Annotated in this window: 12 protein-coding genes; 3 read left to right on the top strand and 9 right to left on the bottom strand. The window is 73.1% G+C overall.

What is annotated here, in order from left to right:
• Positions 1 to 39: 39 nt before the first annotated feature.
• Complete coding sequence (locus tag ACWXWW_RS14415) at positions 40 to 882, bottom strand: alpha/beta fold hydrolase (RefSeq protein ID WP_282979027.1); 843 nt, start codon at positions 880 to 882, stop codon at positions 40 to 42.
• A gap of 92 nt (positions 883 to 974) precedes the next feature.
• Between ACWXWW_RS14415 and ACWXWW_RS14420 the strand changes: the two genes are divergently transcribed.
• Positions 975 to 1,538, top strand: coding sequence for a TetR/AcrR family transcriptional regulator (locus ACWXWW_RS14420; RefSeq protein WP_271173172.1), 564 nt, complete (start codon positions 975 to 977; stop codon positions 1,536 to 1,538).
• Between the two features lie 6 nt (positions 1,539 to 1,544).
• Here the strand turns inward: ACWXWW_RS14420 and ACWXWW_RS14425 are convergent, their stop codons facing one another.
• From ACWXWW_RS14425 to ACWXWW_RS14460, 8 genes are all read right to left on the bottom strand, one after another.
• Complete coding sequence (locus ACWXWW_RS14425) at positions 1,545 to 2,690, bottom strand: AI-2E family transporter (RefSeq protein WP_271173173.1); 1,146 nt, start codon at positions 2,688 to 2,690, stop codon at positions 1,545 to 1,547.
• Between the two features lie 82 nt (positions 2,691 to 2,772).
• Positions 2,773 to 3,867 carry a Gfo/Idh/MocA family protein gene (locus ACWXWW_RS14430; protein ID WP_455970513.1) on the bottom strand — a complete coding sequence of 365 codons (1,095 nt, stop codon included), beginning with the start codon at positions 3,865 to 3,867 and terminating at the stop codon, positions 2,773 to 2,775.
• Positions 3,846 to 4,541 carry a ThuA domain-containing protein gene (locus ACWXWW_RS14435; RefSeq protein ID WP_455970515.1) on the bottom strand — a complete coding sequence of 232 codons (696 nt, stop codon included), beginning with the start codon at positions 4,539 to 4,541 and terminating at the stop codon, positions 3,846 to 3,848. The genes ACWXWW_RS14430 and ACWXWW_RS14435 overlap by 22 nt, the downstream gene beginning before the upstream one ends.
• The gene (locus tag ACWXWW_RS14440; protein ID WP_455970517.1) at positions 4,538 to 5,716 is read right to left on the bottom strand and encodes a Gfo/Idh/MocA family protein; all 1,179 of its coding nucleotides are present in this window, start codon (positions 5,714 to 5,716) and stop codon (positions 4,538 to 4,540) included. Before ACWXWW_RS14440 ends, ACWXWW_RS14435 begins: the two co-directional genes overlap by 4 nt.
• A gap of 47 nt (positions 5,717 to 5,763) precedes the next feature.
• On the bottom strand, positions 5,764 to 6,897 hold the full coding sequence (locus ACWXWW_RS14445) for a Gfo/Idh/MocA family protein (protein ID WP_455970519.1): 1,134 nt from the start codon (positions 6,895 to 6,897) through the stop codon (positions 5,764 to 5,766).
• Positions 6,894 to 7,706, bottom strand: a complete 813-nt coding sequence (locus tag ACWXWW_RS14450) for a DUF6807 domain-containing protein (RefSeq protein WP_455970521.1) — start codon at positions 7,704 to 7,706, stop codon at positions 6,894 to 6,896. Before ACWXWW_RS14450 ends, ACWXWW_RS14445 begins: the two co-directional genes overlap by 4 nt.
• Positions 7,703 to 8,719 (bottom strand): LacI family DNA-binding transcriptional regulator, encoded by a 1,017-nt coding sequence (locus tag ACWXWW_RS14455; RefSeq protein ID WP_455970523.1) that lies wholly within the window; start codon positions 8,717 to 8,719, stop codon positions 7,703 to 7,705. Before ACWXWW_RS14455 ends, ACWXWW_RS14450 begins: the two co-directional genes overlap by 4 nt.
• 3 nt (positions 8,720 to 8,722) lie before the next feature.
• Positions 8,723 to 10,228 carry a family 43 glycosylhydrolase gene (locus ACWXWW_RS14460; RefSeq protein ID WP_455970525.1) on the bottom strand — a complete coding sequence of 502 codons (1,506 nt, stop codon included), beginning with the start codon at positions 10,226 to 10,228 and terminating at the stop codon, positions 8,723 to 8,725.
• A 73-nt stretch (positions 10,229 to 10,301) separates the two neighbouring features.
• Between ACWXWW_RS14460 and ACWXWW_RS14465 the strand changes: the two genes are divergently transcribed.
• Together ACWXWW_RS14465 and ACWXWW_RS14470 are read left to right on the top strand one after the other, a co-directional pair.
• The gene (locus ACWXWW_RS14465; RefSeq protein ID WP_455970527.1) at positions 10,302 to 11,423 is read left to right on the top strand and encodes an alpha/beta hydrolase family protein; all 1,122 of its coding nucleotides are present in this window, start codon (positions 10,302 to 10,304) and stop codon (positions 11,421 to 11,423) included.
• Positions 11,424 to 11,499: 76 nt separating this feature from the next.
• Positions 11,500 to 12,969 (top strand): alanine/glycine:cation symporter family protein, encoded by a 1,470-nt coding sequence (locus tag ACWXWW_RS14470; protein ID WP_455970529.1) that lies wholly within the window; start codon positions 11,500 to 11,502, stop codon positions 12,967 to 12,969.
• Positions 12,970 to 12,979 lie beyond the last annotated feature (10 nt).

The following is a 12,979-nucleotide window of genomic DNA, read 5'->3' on the forward strand; positions in this document are numbered from 1 at the left end:
GGCCCGCCCCGATCGGGGCGGGCCGTCGTCGCGTGCGGGCTACTTCGCGAGGAAGTCCTTGAGCGCCGCGTTGACCTCGTCTGCGTGCGTCCAGAGCAGGCCGTGCGGAGCGCCCTCGACCTCGACGTAGTCCGCCTCGGGGACGGCCTCGTGGAACCGGCGGGCGGTCGCGTCGATCGGGAGGATCTGATCCTTCGTGCCGTGCAGGATGAGCGTCGGCTTGCCCGCGGCGCGGACGGCCTCGACGTCGCCGCGGAAGTCCTCGATCCACGCGGGCACGACCGCGTACGCCGCGACCGGAGCGCTGCCGATCGCGACGTTCCAGCTGGCGGTCACGGCCTCCTGGCTGATCCGGGATCCGAGGTTCTCGTCGAGGTTGTAGAAGTCGCGGTAGAACTGCGTGAACCACGCGAAGCGGTCGCCCTTCGCGGCGGCCGCGATCCCGTCGAACACGTCCTGCGGAACGCCCTCGGGGTTGTCGTCGCGGGCGACGAGGAACGGCTCGAGCGACGCGAGGAACGCGAGCTTCGCGACGCGCTCGTGCCCGTAGCGGGCCACGTAGCGCGCGAGCTCGCCCGTGCCCATCGAGAAGCCCACGAGCACGACGTCGCGCAGGTCGAGCGTCTCGAGCACCGTGTTCAGGTCGGCAGCGAAGGTGTCGTAGTCGTAGCCCGCCCCGACCTTCGACGACTGGCCGAACCCTCGGCGGTCGTAGGTGATGACGCGATAGCCCTGCGCGAGCAGCTCGCGCGTCTGGCGCTCCCAGCTGTGCCCGTTCAGGGGATAGCCGTGGATGAGCACGACCGGCTGCCCGGACCCGTGGTCCTCGTAGTACAGCTCGACCGGGGTGCTGTTCTCGTCGCCGACGGTGATGTAGCCCATGATCTCTTCCTCTCGATCCCCGAGAACGGTCGTTCTCGCTGGTGAGATCCACGCTAGAGAACGATCGTTCTCGTGTCAAGTAGACTGGGCACATGACCGAGGAAGAAGCACGCGAGCGCATCCTCGCCGCGGCCGAGGAGCTCTACTACCGCAAGGGATACGCGGCTGTCGGCATGGACGAGCTGCGCTCGGCGGCCGGCGTGTCGCTGCGGCGCCTGTACGCGCTCTTCCCCGCCAAGAACGACATCGTCGCGGCCGTGCTCGACCGTCGGCATCGCCAGTGGGAGTCGGCGCTCGACGGGGCGATCGCCGCCGCCGGCGACGATCCGCGCGAGCGCCTGCTCGCGGTCTACCGCTATCTCGAGGACTGGTTCTGCACGGGGGACTTCCGGGGCTGCGCGTTCATCAACGCCTTCGGCGAGCTCGGCGGAACGCATCCCGAGGTCGCCCGCATCGTCCGCGAGCACAAGGCGTCGTTCCAGGAGCACATGGCGGCGCTCGTGGCGGCGTCGGGCGCCCCCGCGGCCCTCGCGGCGCAGCTCTCGATCCTCGCGGAGGGCGCGCAGAGCACGGCCGCCATCTCGGGCGACCCGCAAGTCGCGGCTCAGGCGCGCGCTGCGGCCGAGGTGCTCATCGACGCCGCGACGGCGCGCTGAGCGCGCTCACGCCCGCGCGCCGACCGTCCGGTCCTTCCGCCGCGCCCAGCGCGCGGGCGTGGCCGGTCCGTCCCAGACCTGCACGATGCCCCACACGACCGCGGCGAACGGCGCGGCGAGGATCGCACCGAGGATGCCGCCCAGCACGGTTCCGATGGCCAGCGCGATCAGGACGACGAGCGAGTGCAGCTTGAGCGCCCGCCCCATGAGGATGGGCTGCAGCAGGTTGCCCTCGAGCTGGTTCACGACCACGACGATCGCGATGACGATGATCGCGACGATCGGGCCGTTCGCCACGAGCGCCACGAGCGAGGCGAGGATGCCCGCGACCGTCGCGCCGACGATGGGGATGAACGCGAGGAGGAACACGAGGATCGTCAGCGGGAAGGCGAGCGGCACGCCGAGCACGAAGAGCCCGATGCCGATGCCGATCGCGTCCACCGCGGCGACGGCCGCCGTTCCGCGCACGTAGGCGCCGAACGTGTCCACCGACTTGGCTCCCGCGCGCTGCACGCGCGCGTACCACTCGCCCTCGAACGGCCGCGTGAGGAAGGACCAGATCTGCGGGCCGTCCTTGAGGAAGAAGAACAGCACGACGACCATGAGCACGAAGCCCGTCACGAAGTTCGCGACGGCGCCGACCCCGGCGACCGCGCCAGAGCCGAACTGCGCGCTCGTGAAGAAGTCGGTCACCGACGCGATCCACTCGTCGATCTGCGCCTGGTCGGGCGCGAACGGCAGCGTGTTGACCCACGCGACCACCTGGAGGAAGCCCTCCTGCGCCTGCGCGTACAGCTCGCTCCACTGGCTGCGCACGGCCGAGACCATCGCCCATCCGAGTCCGCCGATGATGAGCACGATCGCGAGGAGCACGATCGCCGTCGAGAACGACGGCCCGAGCCGCGGCCGCAGCCACCCCATGAGGGGCTCGAACGCGCACGCGAAGATCAGCGCGAGGAGCACGGGGATGACGACGACCGACAGCGTCTGCGACGCGTAGACGAGCCCCGCGGCGAGGATGACCACCGCGATGATCTGCACCGCGCGCGTCGCGAGCGTGCCGAACCCGTCGGACCACAGCCGGCGCGGCGTGCGGCCATCGGTCACGACCGGCGCGGGCGCCGGCGCCTGAGGCGTGCGTCGTCTGAACATCGTGCTCCCCCTGTCGTCGCGAACGCGTCGTCACCATCCTGCCGGACGCCGCGCGCGAGTCCCGGGAGCTTGACCCTGCGGATCAGCTGTGCCAGTCCTCCCGCGCGGTGAAGGGAACGGCGTCGGGGCGCGCGGTGGTCGTGGTGAGCTCGATGCGCCCGCCCTGCTCGGCCGCGCGCAGGATGCCGGTCATGATGTCGAGCACGTGGAGCGCCATCGCGCCGCCCGCGCGCGGCTCGACCCCGGGCGCGGTCCGCACGAAGTCGACGAGGCCGACGCCGCGTCCTGCCCCGTCGTAGCCGCCCGAGACGGCGAGCGTCTCGGGCTCGGCGCCCGGCCGGTGCAGCACGACGTCGCCGTCGAACCGGTTGGGGTCGGGCACGAGGAGCGTGCCGTCGGTGCCGTGCACCTCGATCGGCGACGCGGTCGTCGTCGTGCCGTCGAAGCTCGTCACGATCGTCGAGATCGCGCCGTTCGCGTGCTCGAGGATGCCCGTCACGTGCGTGTCGACGTCGACCGGGATGGTCTCGCCCGCGCGCGGACCGGATCCGATCACGCGCTCGGAGCGGAGGCGCGATGCCGCACCGCTCACCGCGACGACCGGCCCCAGCAGCGTCACGAGCGCCGAGACGTAGTAGGGGCCCATGTCGAGCATCGGGCCGCCGCCCGGCTGGTAGTAGAAGTCGGGGTTCGGATGCCAGCGCTCGTGGCCGGCCGTGATCATCGTCGCCGACGCCGCGACGGGTCGCCCGATGAGGCCGTCGTCGACCGCGCGGCGGGCCGTCTGCACGCCCGTGCCGAGCACCGTGTCTGGTGCGGAGCCGACCGCGACGCCGGAGCGCGCGCCGGCCTCGACGATCCCCCGCCCCTCGTCGACCGAGACCGCGAGCGGCTTCTCGCCGTACACGGCCCGGCCGGCCTCGATCGCGGCGTGCGCGATCTCGGCGTGCGCGGCCGGGATCGTCAGGTTGAGCACCGTCTGCACCGCGGGGTGCCGCACGAGCTCGGCGGCCGGAACCGCCTCCGCGCCGGTCTCCGCGGCGACCGCGGCCGCGCGCTCCTCCGACAGGTCGGCGACGGCGACGATGCGGATCTCGGGATGACCCGCGAGCGCGTCGAGGTATTGCCGCGAGATGTTACCGAGTCCGACGATGCCTACGCCGTGCGCGTCGCCCACACCAGGCCCCTCTCGATGATCGTGCGGACGTTCTCGTCCTGCAGGACGTCCGGGCTGTGGCCGGGCGTGGCGACGAAGATCCGCCCCTCGCCCCACTGCCGCGTCCAGACCGCGGGCGACGTGATCGGCCGGTGCCACGGATGCCACGGGCGCACGGGGTGCGTCGTGGTCGCGAGCACGTCGTTCAGCTCGTCGTGCAGCACCCAGTACTGCTCGGTCTCGAGCGCGAAGTCGTCGATGCCGGCGGTGATCGGGTGCGTGCGGCCGAGCTCGGTGATCTCGACCGTGTACGGCAGGTAGTTGTCGCTCGCGTCGCCGACGAGCTCGCCGGGCTCCTTGCTCGGGTGGGTCGCGAACTGGCCGCCGACGAGCTGCAGGTAGTCCGAGCTGTTCCGGAACGAGTCCGCGATCCCGCCGTGCCATCCGGCGAGGCCCGTGCCCGCGCGCACCGCGGCGATGAGCCCCTTGAGCTCCTCGGGCTCGATCGTCGACATCGTGACGCTCTGCAGGATGAGGTCGGTCTGCGCCATCGCGTCGGCATCGGCGTAGACCGCGGTCGACTCCTCGACGCGGACGTCGTAGCCGCGCTCCTCGAGGAAGGGGAGGAAGAGGTCCGTCGACTCGACGGGCTTGTGCCCGTCCCATCCGCCGCGGACGACGAGTGCCCGGGTCACGCGCCTCCCCCGACCTGCGTGAGGACGGCGTCGGACGCTGCGCTGCGCTCGACCGCATCGAGGACGCGCTGCACGCTGAGCGCCTCGTCGAAGCTCGGCGACGGGTCGCGCTCCTCGGCGATGGCGGTGACGAGGTCGACGACCTGGTGCGTGAAGAGGTGCTCGTAGCCGAGGCCGTGGCCGGCGGGCCACCACGCGTCGACATACGGATGGGTCGGCTCGGTCACGAGGATGCGGCGGAAGCCCTGCTCGCCGTCGGCGTCGGCCGCGTCGTAGAACTCGAGCTCGTTCATCCGCTCGAAGTCGAAGGCGATCGATCCGCGGTCGCCGTTGATCTCGATGCGGTTCGCGTTGCGGTGCCCGAGCGCGAAGCGCGTGGCCTCGAACACGCCGAGGGCTCCGCTCGCGAACGACGCGGTGAACGCGACGGCGTCGTCGACCGTGACGGGGCCGCGCTCGGCGTCGGCCGCCGCGCGTCCGCCGAGACCGCGCTGCTCCGAGAGCACCGGGCGCTCGGCGACGAACGTGCGCAGCTGCGCGGAGACCGCCTCGAGCGGCTCGTCGAGGAGCCACTGCGCGGTGTCGATGATGTGCGCTCCGATGTCGCCCAGCGTTCCGGACCCGGCGATCTCCTTGTCGAGGCGCCACGTGAGGGGCGCGTCGGCGTCGGTCAGCCAGTCCTGGAGGTACTGCGCGCGCACGTGGCGGATGGTGCCGAGGCGGCCGTCCGCGACGAGGCGCTTCGCGTAGGCGAGCGCGGGCGTGCGGCGGTAGCTGAAGCCGCACATCGCGCGCGTGCCCGCGGGCGCGCTGCGCGCGGCCTCGGCCATCCGCTCGGCCTCCGGCAGCGTGCGGGCGAGCGGCTTCTCGCACAGCACGTGCTTGCCCGCGGCGAGCGCCGCGATCGACACCTCGGCGTGCACGTCGCCCGGCGCGCAGACGTCGACGATGTCGATGTCATCGCGCGCGATGACGGCGCGCCAGTCGTCCGACCACTCCGCGGCTCCGAGCTCGTGCGCGGCGCTCTCCGCGCGCTCGGCTGAGCGGCCGACGACGACGGCCAGCTCGGGTCGGGCCGGGAGGTCGAAGAACCGCGGTGCGGTCCTCCAGGCGTGAGCGTGTGCACGGCCCATGAAGGCGTGTCCGATGAGTGCCACCCGCAGCGTCGAGGTCATGGCGTCTCCTCTCCATTCAGGAGCCATCGTGCCATATAGCGGGGCTGTCAACAAATGAAGGGCGCGCCGAGCTCGGTGAACGTCCGCTGCGTGCGCAGGGCGTCGTGCAGCGCGGCCTCCACGCCCCGGACGACGCGGTGACGGCCGGCGTCGTCGACGGCCTCGGTCCAGTGCTCGGCGGGGATCGCGCGCGGCTCGGGAGCGGCCATCACGGCGTCGACGAGGCGCATGAACGCGCCGGTCTCCGCGAGGGGCACGGCGAGCGGCGCGCGGCCCGCGCGGGCGTCGAGCAGGTTCTCGAGGAGCGGCGCGCGGCCGAACGCGCGCGTGACGGGCGGATGCCCGTCGCCGCGCACAAGCTGCACGACGTCGAGCGTGTAGTACAGGCGCACCGTGCCCTGCGCTCCCACGACCTCCACCCAGGGCTCCTCGCGCTGCGCGGCGCACAGCGTGACGGCCGTCGTGAGCGTCCGCCCGTCGCGCAGGGCGAACCGCGCGACCGAGGTGTCGTCGGCCTCGATGTCGTTCGCGTGGAAGAGGTCGAGCGCGATGCCGTCGACGTCGTCGGCGCGCTGCATCCCGGCGAGCGCGAGCGCCGTCGCCGACGCGTGCGCGAGCGGGTTGGTGAGCGCTCCGTCGGCGACGACCACGCCGCCCATGCGGCGTCGCCCCGCCCACGCCGCCCGCGCGTAGTAGCGGTCGTCGCGCACCCACGCGCCGGTCGCGCCGTAGCGCAGCACCTCGCCGATCGCGCCGTCGGCGACCAGGCCGCGGACGTACGGCACGGCCTCCGACCCGAGGCTCTGGAACCCGACCTGCACCCGCGCGCCCCGCGCCGCGGCGTGGGCCTCGAGCGCGCGGAACTCGTCGAGGGTCGCGGTCGGCGGCTTCTCGAGCAGCACGTCGCACCCGGCATCGAGCGCGGCCGCCGCGATCGCGGCGTGGGTGTGGATGGGCGTCGAGATGATCGCGACGTCGACGATGCCCCGTGCGAGCATGCCCTCCGCCCCGTCGTCGTGGACCACGTGCGCGGGCAGCGCGCCCGGCGCGGGCGGCGTCGGGTCGGCGACCGCGACGAGGCGCGCGACGCCGCGCTCCTCGAGCGCGAGCGCGCGGCGGACGTGCGATGCCCCGTGGCCGTGGATTCCCACGATCCCGATGCGCGGCGTCTCGACGGTCATGCCCTCACCCCCGTGCGGATCCGCTCCGCGATGCGCGCCGCGTCCTCGGCGGCGACCGGCCCGTCGAGCACGACCGCGGAGAGGTCGAGCTCGAGCGTCTCGGATGGCGCGAGCACGCGCCGTCGCACGGTCGCGACGGCCGGCCCGAATCCGACGTACCCGCCGGTGCGGACGAACCACGGCAGCCCGCTGTCCGTCGCGGCGACGACGGTCGCGCGCTCGCCGACGATCGCGAGCCACGGCGAACGGGAGCCGTGTGCGATGTCCGTGCCCTCGCCGTCGGCGCACACGGCGAGCGCGCGGGCGAAGGGCGTGCGCCAGAAGATCCCGCCGTAGAACGCGCCGTCGCGTCCGTTCGTGTGCGGGCTGCCGAACTCGGCTCCGCCGGCGCCCGCGGTCAGGGTCGAGCGCCACGACATCCGCCATCCGTCGCGGTCGGGGGCGACGCGCAGCGCGCGCCGCTCGGAGAGCAGCACCGCGCCATCCGGGCCCGCCCACGCGAGCTCCTCCTCGACGCCGTCGCCGTCGGCGTCCCGCGCGAGCACGCGCTGGACGCCGTGGTTGTCGAGCATCGTCGAGCCCCGCCCGGCGACGAACGTGCGACCGCCCCAGAACGAGGCGCGCGAGACGTCGGGGATCGCGAGGCTCACCCCCAGGTGGTGGAGGTGATCGGCCGGCCCGACCGCGGTCACGGCCTCGCCGCCGAGCGTGACGGCCTCGAGATACGGGCGCGGCGACAGGCGCGGAGCGACGTCGAGCCCCTCCCGGTACCGCGCGACCGCCGCGTCGCCCGCGTGCAGGGCGATCATGGCCGGGGCCCCGTGCTCGCGCGCACGGTCAGAGCCGGCGTGAACACGACGGGGTCGCGGCGCAGGCCTCCGCCGATCTCGTCGTGCAGCTCGCGCCACACGGCCGCCCCCACCCCGGGCAGGTCGACCGTCATCGTCGTGAGCGGCGGCGCGGAGTACCGCGAGAAGGGGATGTCGTCGAAGCCCGTCACGGAGAGGTCGTCCGGCACGCGCACGCCCTCCTCGTCGAGACGGCCGAGGAGACCGAGGGCGACGATGTCGTTGAAGGCGAGCACGGCGGTCGCGCCGCTGCCGCGCACGTCGTCCCACGCGCGGTAGCCGTCCTCGAAGCCCGACCCGCACGCGAGCTCCCGGATCTCGATGTCGGGGTGCGCCTCGCGGAAGGCGATGAGCCCGCGCAGGCGCTCGTGGTTCGATCGCGACGCCTCGGGGCCGGAGAGGAACGCGATCCGCTCGTGCCCGAGGTCGACGAGGTGCTGCGCGAGGGTCTGGATCCCGGTCGCGTAGTCCACCTGCGCGACCGCCGCGTTGCGCCCCGTCGTGCGGTTGACGACCGCAACCGGCTGCACGCGCGGGAGCAGGTCGAGCAGCTCGGGTCGTGTCATGCGCGGCGCGATGAGGACGACGGCGTCGGTGCGGTTGCGGATGTCGATGGCCGATGCGGCCTCGCCGGCCTCGTCCTCGAGGGTGTCGGCGACGAGCACGCGGTACCCGTCGGCCGCGGCTGCCCGGTGCACCCCGTGGAGGACCTGGTGGAACATGGGGTTCGACAGGTCGGGCACGAGCACGCCGATCGTGCGGCTGACCCCGAGGGAGAGCGACCGCGCGGTCTGGCTGGGCGTGTATCCGAGCTCGTCGATCGCCGCGCGGACGCGCTCGGCGATGTCCTCGGCGACCGTGGGGACGCCGTTCATCACGCGGGACACGGTGGCCTTGGAGACTCCCGCGAGCTCCGCGATGTCGGAGATCGTCGTCTGCCGGACGGGGTGCCGTCGGGTGCGCTTCGTCGCCATGGCTCATCTTCTCCCGTCTCGCACGTCGATCTCGACGTCTGCGAAGCGCGCCGTGGCCTGCTGGGCCGCCCCGGTCGCCGCGAACAGCAGGTACTCGGCGCCGATCCACTGCCCCTCCGCCGCGCGGAAGCGCACGGGGAGCGCGCGGTCGCCGCCGGGCTCGCGCACCGCGACCGCGATCTCGCCGTCGGCGTCGCACGACAGCGCGAGCCGCACAGAGCCCGCGGGCGCCGCCTCGTCATGCCGCACGGTCTCCCCCGGCTCGTCGCGATGCCGCGTCGCGACGACGAGCCGATCGCCCTCGGCCGTGCGGCGGAGCCCGGCCCAGAGGTAGTCGAGGCCGAGCACGCCGGCGCCCGCGCGCGTGCCGGCCGGACCGTCGAGCGAGAGGGAGACCGCCATCGTGGACGGGATGCCCGGCAGTGGCTGCCCGATCACGCGCGGCAGCGTGCGCAGATTCCCCGCGTCGACCCCCGCGACGATCCGCAGGCATCCCGGTTCCGGGAGCAGCCATCCGTCGTCGGGATTCGCCTGCCACGCCCACTGCGCGCCAGGGAGCCCGTCGGGGAAGCCGTCGCCGCGCGCGAGCGTGCGCGGGCCCTGCGGCGCTCCGTGGGGCGACGCGTGCTCGAGGACCGGGCGGCCCTGGTCGCCGAGCGCGGGCCATCCGTCGTCGCCCCAGTGCATCGGCTGGAGATGCAGGACGCGGCCGAAGACCCCGCGGTCCTGGAAGTGGAGGAACCAGTGCGCGCCGTCGGCCGACGCGACCCACGCGCCCTGATGCGGCCCGTTCACGGGGGTGTCGCCCTGCGCGAGCACGACGCGCTCCTCGTAGGGCCCGTACGGGTCGCGCGCGCGGAAGGCGTACTGCCATCCGGTCGCGACGCCGCCCGCGGGGGCGAGGATCCAGTACCACCCGTCGCGCTTGTAGAGCTTCGGACCCTCAAGCGTGACGCATCCGTCGATCGCGTCGCCGTCGACGACGTCGCGCGACGGCCCGACGACGGCCGTGAGGGCCGCGTCGACCGGCACGATGCTGAGGACGTTCTTGCGGCCCGCGCGGCTGCGCGCCCACCCGTGCACGAGGTACGTCGCGCCGTCGTCGTCCCACAGGGGGCACGGGTCGATCACGCCGAGCCCGGGCAGGAGCAGCCGCGGCGCGCTCCAGGGCCCGCGCGCGTCGGCGGCGCTCACCACGAAGACGCCCTGATCCGGATCCGGGTAGACGATGTGGAAGAGGCCGTCGTGATGGCGGATGGATGGCGCCCAGACGCCCGCGCCGTGCCGCGGCTGCGCGAACCACGCCTGCGGGGTGTTCCCGGCGACCGCGTGCGAGATGATCTCCCAGTTGACGAGGTCGGTCGAGGCGAGCACGGGCAGCCCGGGCGCGCGGTTGAAGCTCGAGGCGACGAGGTAGTAGACGTCGCCGACGCGGATCGCATCGGGGTCAGGGACGTCGGCGTCGATGATCGGGTTGCGGTACCGCGCGGCGCTGGTCGGCTCTGTCATGGGATCCCGTCTGAGAAACCGGTTACTCTCAATCCATCGTAGGGTGCTGCACGACACCAGGGGAAGGACGAACATGACCCGCCGCGATCTCCGGGGGCTCGAGGGGCTCGATGCGCTCCTCGGCCGGCCCTTCACCGCGCGGCCCGAGGAGGTGGATCTCGGCGCCGTCCCCGCCCGCCTCGCGGCGGCGCTCGGCGTGCCGCCCGTGCCCGACACGACCCCCGTCGTCGAGGAGGGCACCTGGACGCGCGACGGCGTCGACGGCCTGGCCCTGCGCTGGAGCACGAGGTTCGGACCCGACACCCGCGCCTGGCTCCTGCGCCCGGCCGGCGAGCGCGCGCCGCTCCCGGGCATCGTGGCGCTGCACTGCCACGGCGGGATGAAGTTCCACGGGAAGGAGAAGATCGCCGACGGCCCCGTGGACGAGCCGCGGGTGGCGGCGTTCCGCGCCGAGGCGTACGACGGCGTCGCCGTGGCCAACGCGTTCGCCCGCGCCGGCTTCGCCGTGCTCGCGCACGACGCGTTCGGCTGGGGCAGCCGCCGGATGCGCCGGGAGGACATGCCCGAGCGCACCCTGCGGGCGGCCGCCGACGCGATCGCCGCACGGGGCGGCGCGCTCGACGATGCGGCGCGCTACGACCTGCACGCCGGCCCGAACGAGGACGCCGTCGCCAAGACGCTGGGCGTCCTCGGGACGTCGTGGGGCGGCCTCGTCGCGCGCGACGACCTCATCGCCGCGCGCGTGCTCGCGGCCCGGGCGGACGTGCGCCCCGGCGGCGTCGTCCTCGTGGGACTGTCGGGCGGCGGCGCCCGTGCGGCCCTGGCCGGCGCGCTCGACGAACGGGTCGTGCGCGCGACGGCGGTCGTCGCGATGATGTCGACCTTCGATGCGATGCTCGACGGGTACATCCAGCGCCACACGTGGATGCTCATGAACCCGGGGATGGCCCGGGTCGGGGAATGGCCCGACATCGCGGCCGCACGCGCACCGCGCCCGCTGTTCGTCGGCTTCGCCCGCCGCGACGCGCTCTTCCCCCTGCGCGGCATGCTCGACGCCGAGGCGCGTCTGCGCGCGCACTACCGCCGAGCGGGCGCCGAGCACACCCTGCACACGGCGTGGGCCGATCGCCCGCACTCCTTCGGCGCCGACACGCAGCAGGCGTTCCTCGCCTGGGCGGGAGCGCTCTCCTCCTAGAATCACGCGAAGGAGCGCCACCCGCGCCTCCGACGGAGAGCGCGCAACGAGGCGCGCATGGCAGGAAGGCACACGAATGCTCGACACGATCCAGGCGTTCCTCGATCAGCTCAGCGGCATCATCTGGGGCCCGTGGCTGCTCATCCCGCTCCTCCTCGGGACGGGGCTCTACCTCACCATCCGGCTCGGCGGCATCCAGTTCCTCCGCCTCGGCCCCGCGCTCCGCCTGGGACTGCTGCGCCGCAGGGACGCCGGTGCGGAGGGCGACATCTCGCAGTTCCAGGCGCTGACGACCGCGCTCGCCGCCACGGTCGGCACGGGCAACATCGTCGGCGTCGCGACGGCCATCGCGATCGGCGGCCCCGGCGCCCTGTTCTGGATGTGGATCACGGGCCTGCTGGGCATGGCGTCGAAGTACACCGAGGCGTTCCTCGGCGTGCGCTTCCGCACGACGGATGCGGCCGGCGAGCGCAACGGCGGCCCGCAGCAGTATCTCGAGCGCGGCATCCGCGGACCGTTCGGAAAGGTCCTCGCGCTCGCCTTCACGATCTTCACGATCTTCGCGTGCTTCGGCATCGGCAACATGACCCAGGGCAACTCGGTCGCGGCGAACCTCGAGAGCAGCTTCTCGATCCCCACGTGGGCGACGGGCCTCGTCCTCACGATCATCGCCTTCGCGGTGCTCGTGGGCGGCATCAAGTCGATCGGCCGCGTGACCGCGGGCTTCGTGCCGATCATGATCGTGTTCTACGTGCTCGGCGCGATCTACATCCTCATCGCCAACATCGGCGACGTGCCCGCCGCGTTCGCGACGATCTTCCGCGACGCGTTCACGGGCAGCGCGGCGGCAGGCGGATTCGCGGGGTCGGTCATCATCATCGCCATCCAGTTCGGCGTCGCTCGCGGCATCTTCTCGAACGAGTCCGGCATGGGGTCGGCCGCGATCGCCGCGGCCGCCGCCCAGACGAGCCACCCCGTGCGACAGGGCCTCGTGTCGATGACGCAGACGTTCATCGACACGATCATCGTGGTCACGATGACGGGCCTCGTGATCGTCACGACCGGGGCCTACACCTTCACCGACGACACCGGAGCGCAGATCTCCGCGTCGGTCATGACCGGCGAGGCGTTCACCCACGGCCTCCCCGGCGAGTGGGGGCACTGGGTCGTCACGCTCGCGCTCGTCATGTTCGCGTTCTCGACGGTGCTCGGCTGGTCGTACTACGGCGAGCGCTGCATCGAGAAGCTGCTCGGCCGACGTGCCGTGCTGCCGTTCCGCATCGTCTTCTCGCTCGTCGTCTTCGTCGGCTGCACGACCGAGCTCAGCGTCGTCTGGTCGTTCTCCGACGTGATGAACGGCCTCATGGCGCTGCCGAACCTCATCGGCCTGCTCGTGCTCTCGGGCCTCGTCGCCCGCGAGACGCGCGCGTACCTGAAGCACGACCCGAAGCTCGAGGCCTCCCAGGACGAGATCGAGCGCTTCATGGCCGGCGACGCCGGCTGGGAGGAGTGGCGCGCCGCCGAGGCGGTCCGCGAGACGCGCTGACGAGCCGGGA

Source organism: Microbacterium sp. KNMS (assembly GCF_053851835.1).

Excerpts from the sequence above, each read along its gene's own strand:
- ACWXWW_RS14465 (WP_455970527.1), top strand. The coding sequence starts at position 10,302 with ATGACCCGCCGCGATCTCCGGGGGCTCGAGGGGCTCGATGCGCTCCTC.
- ACWXWW_RS14460 (WP_455970525.1), bottom strand. The coding sequence starts at position 10,228 with ATGACAGAGCCGACCAGCGCCGCGCGGTACCGCAACCCGATCATCGAC.
- ACWXWW_RS14445 (WP_455970519.1), bottom strand. The coding sequence starts at position 6,897 with ATGACCGTCGAGACGCCGCGCATCGGGATCGTGGGAATCCACGGCCAC.
- ACWXWW_RS14455 (WP_455970523.1), bottom strand. The coding sequence starts at position 8,719 with ATGGCGACGAAGCGCACCCGACGGCACCCCGTCCGGCAGACGACGATC.
- ACWXWW_RS14425 (WP_271173173.1), bottom strand. The coding sequence starts at position 2,690 with ATGTTCAGACGACGCACGCCTCAGGCGCCGGCGCCCGCGCCGGTCGTG.
- ACWXWW_RS14420 (WP_271173172.1), top strand. The coding sequence starts at position 975 with ATGACCGAGGAAGAAGCACGCGAGCGCATCCTCGCCGCGGCCGAGGAG.
- ACWXWW_RS14440 (WP_455970517.1), bottom strand. The coding sequence starts at position 5,716 with ATGACCTCGACGCTGCGGGTGGCACTCATCGGACACGCCTTCATGGGC.
- ACWXWW_RS14450 (WP_455970521.1), bottom strand. The coding sequence starts at position 7,706 with ATGATCGCCCTGCACGCGGGCGACGCGGCGGTCGCGCGGTACCGGGAG.
- ACWXWW_RS14415 (WP_282979027.1), bottom strand. The coding sequence starts at position 882 with ATGGGCTACATCACCGTCGGCGACGAGAACAGCACCCCGGTCGAGCTG.
- ACWXWW_RS14470 (WP_455970529.1), top strand. The coding sequence starts at position 11,500 with ATGCTCGACACGATCCAGGCGTTCCTCGATCAGCTCAGCGGCATCATC.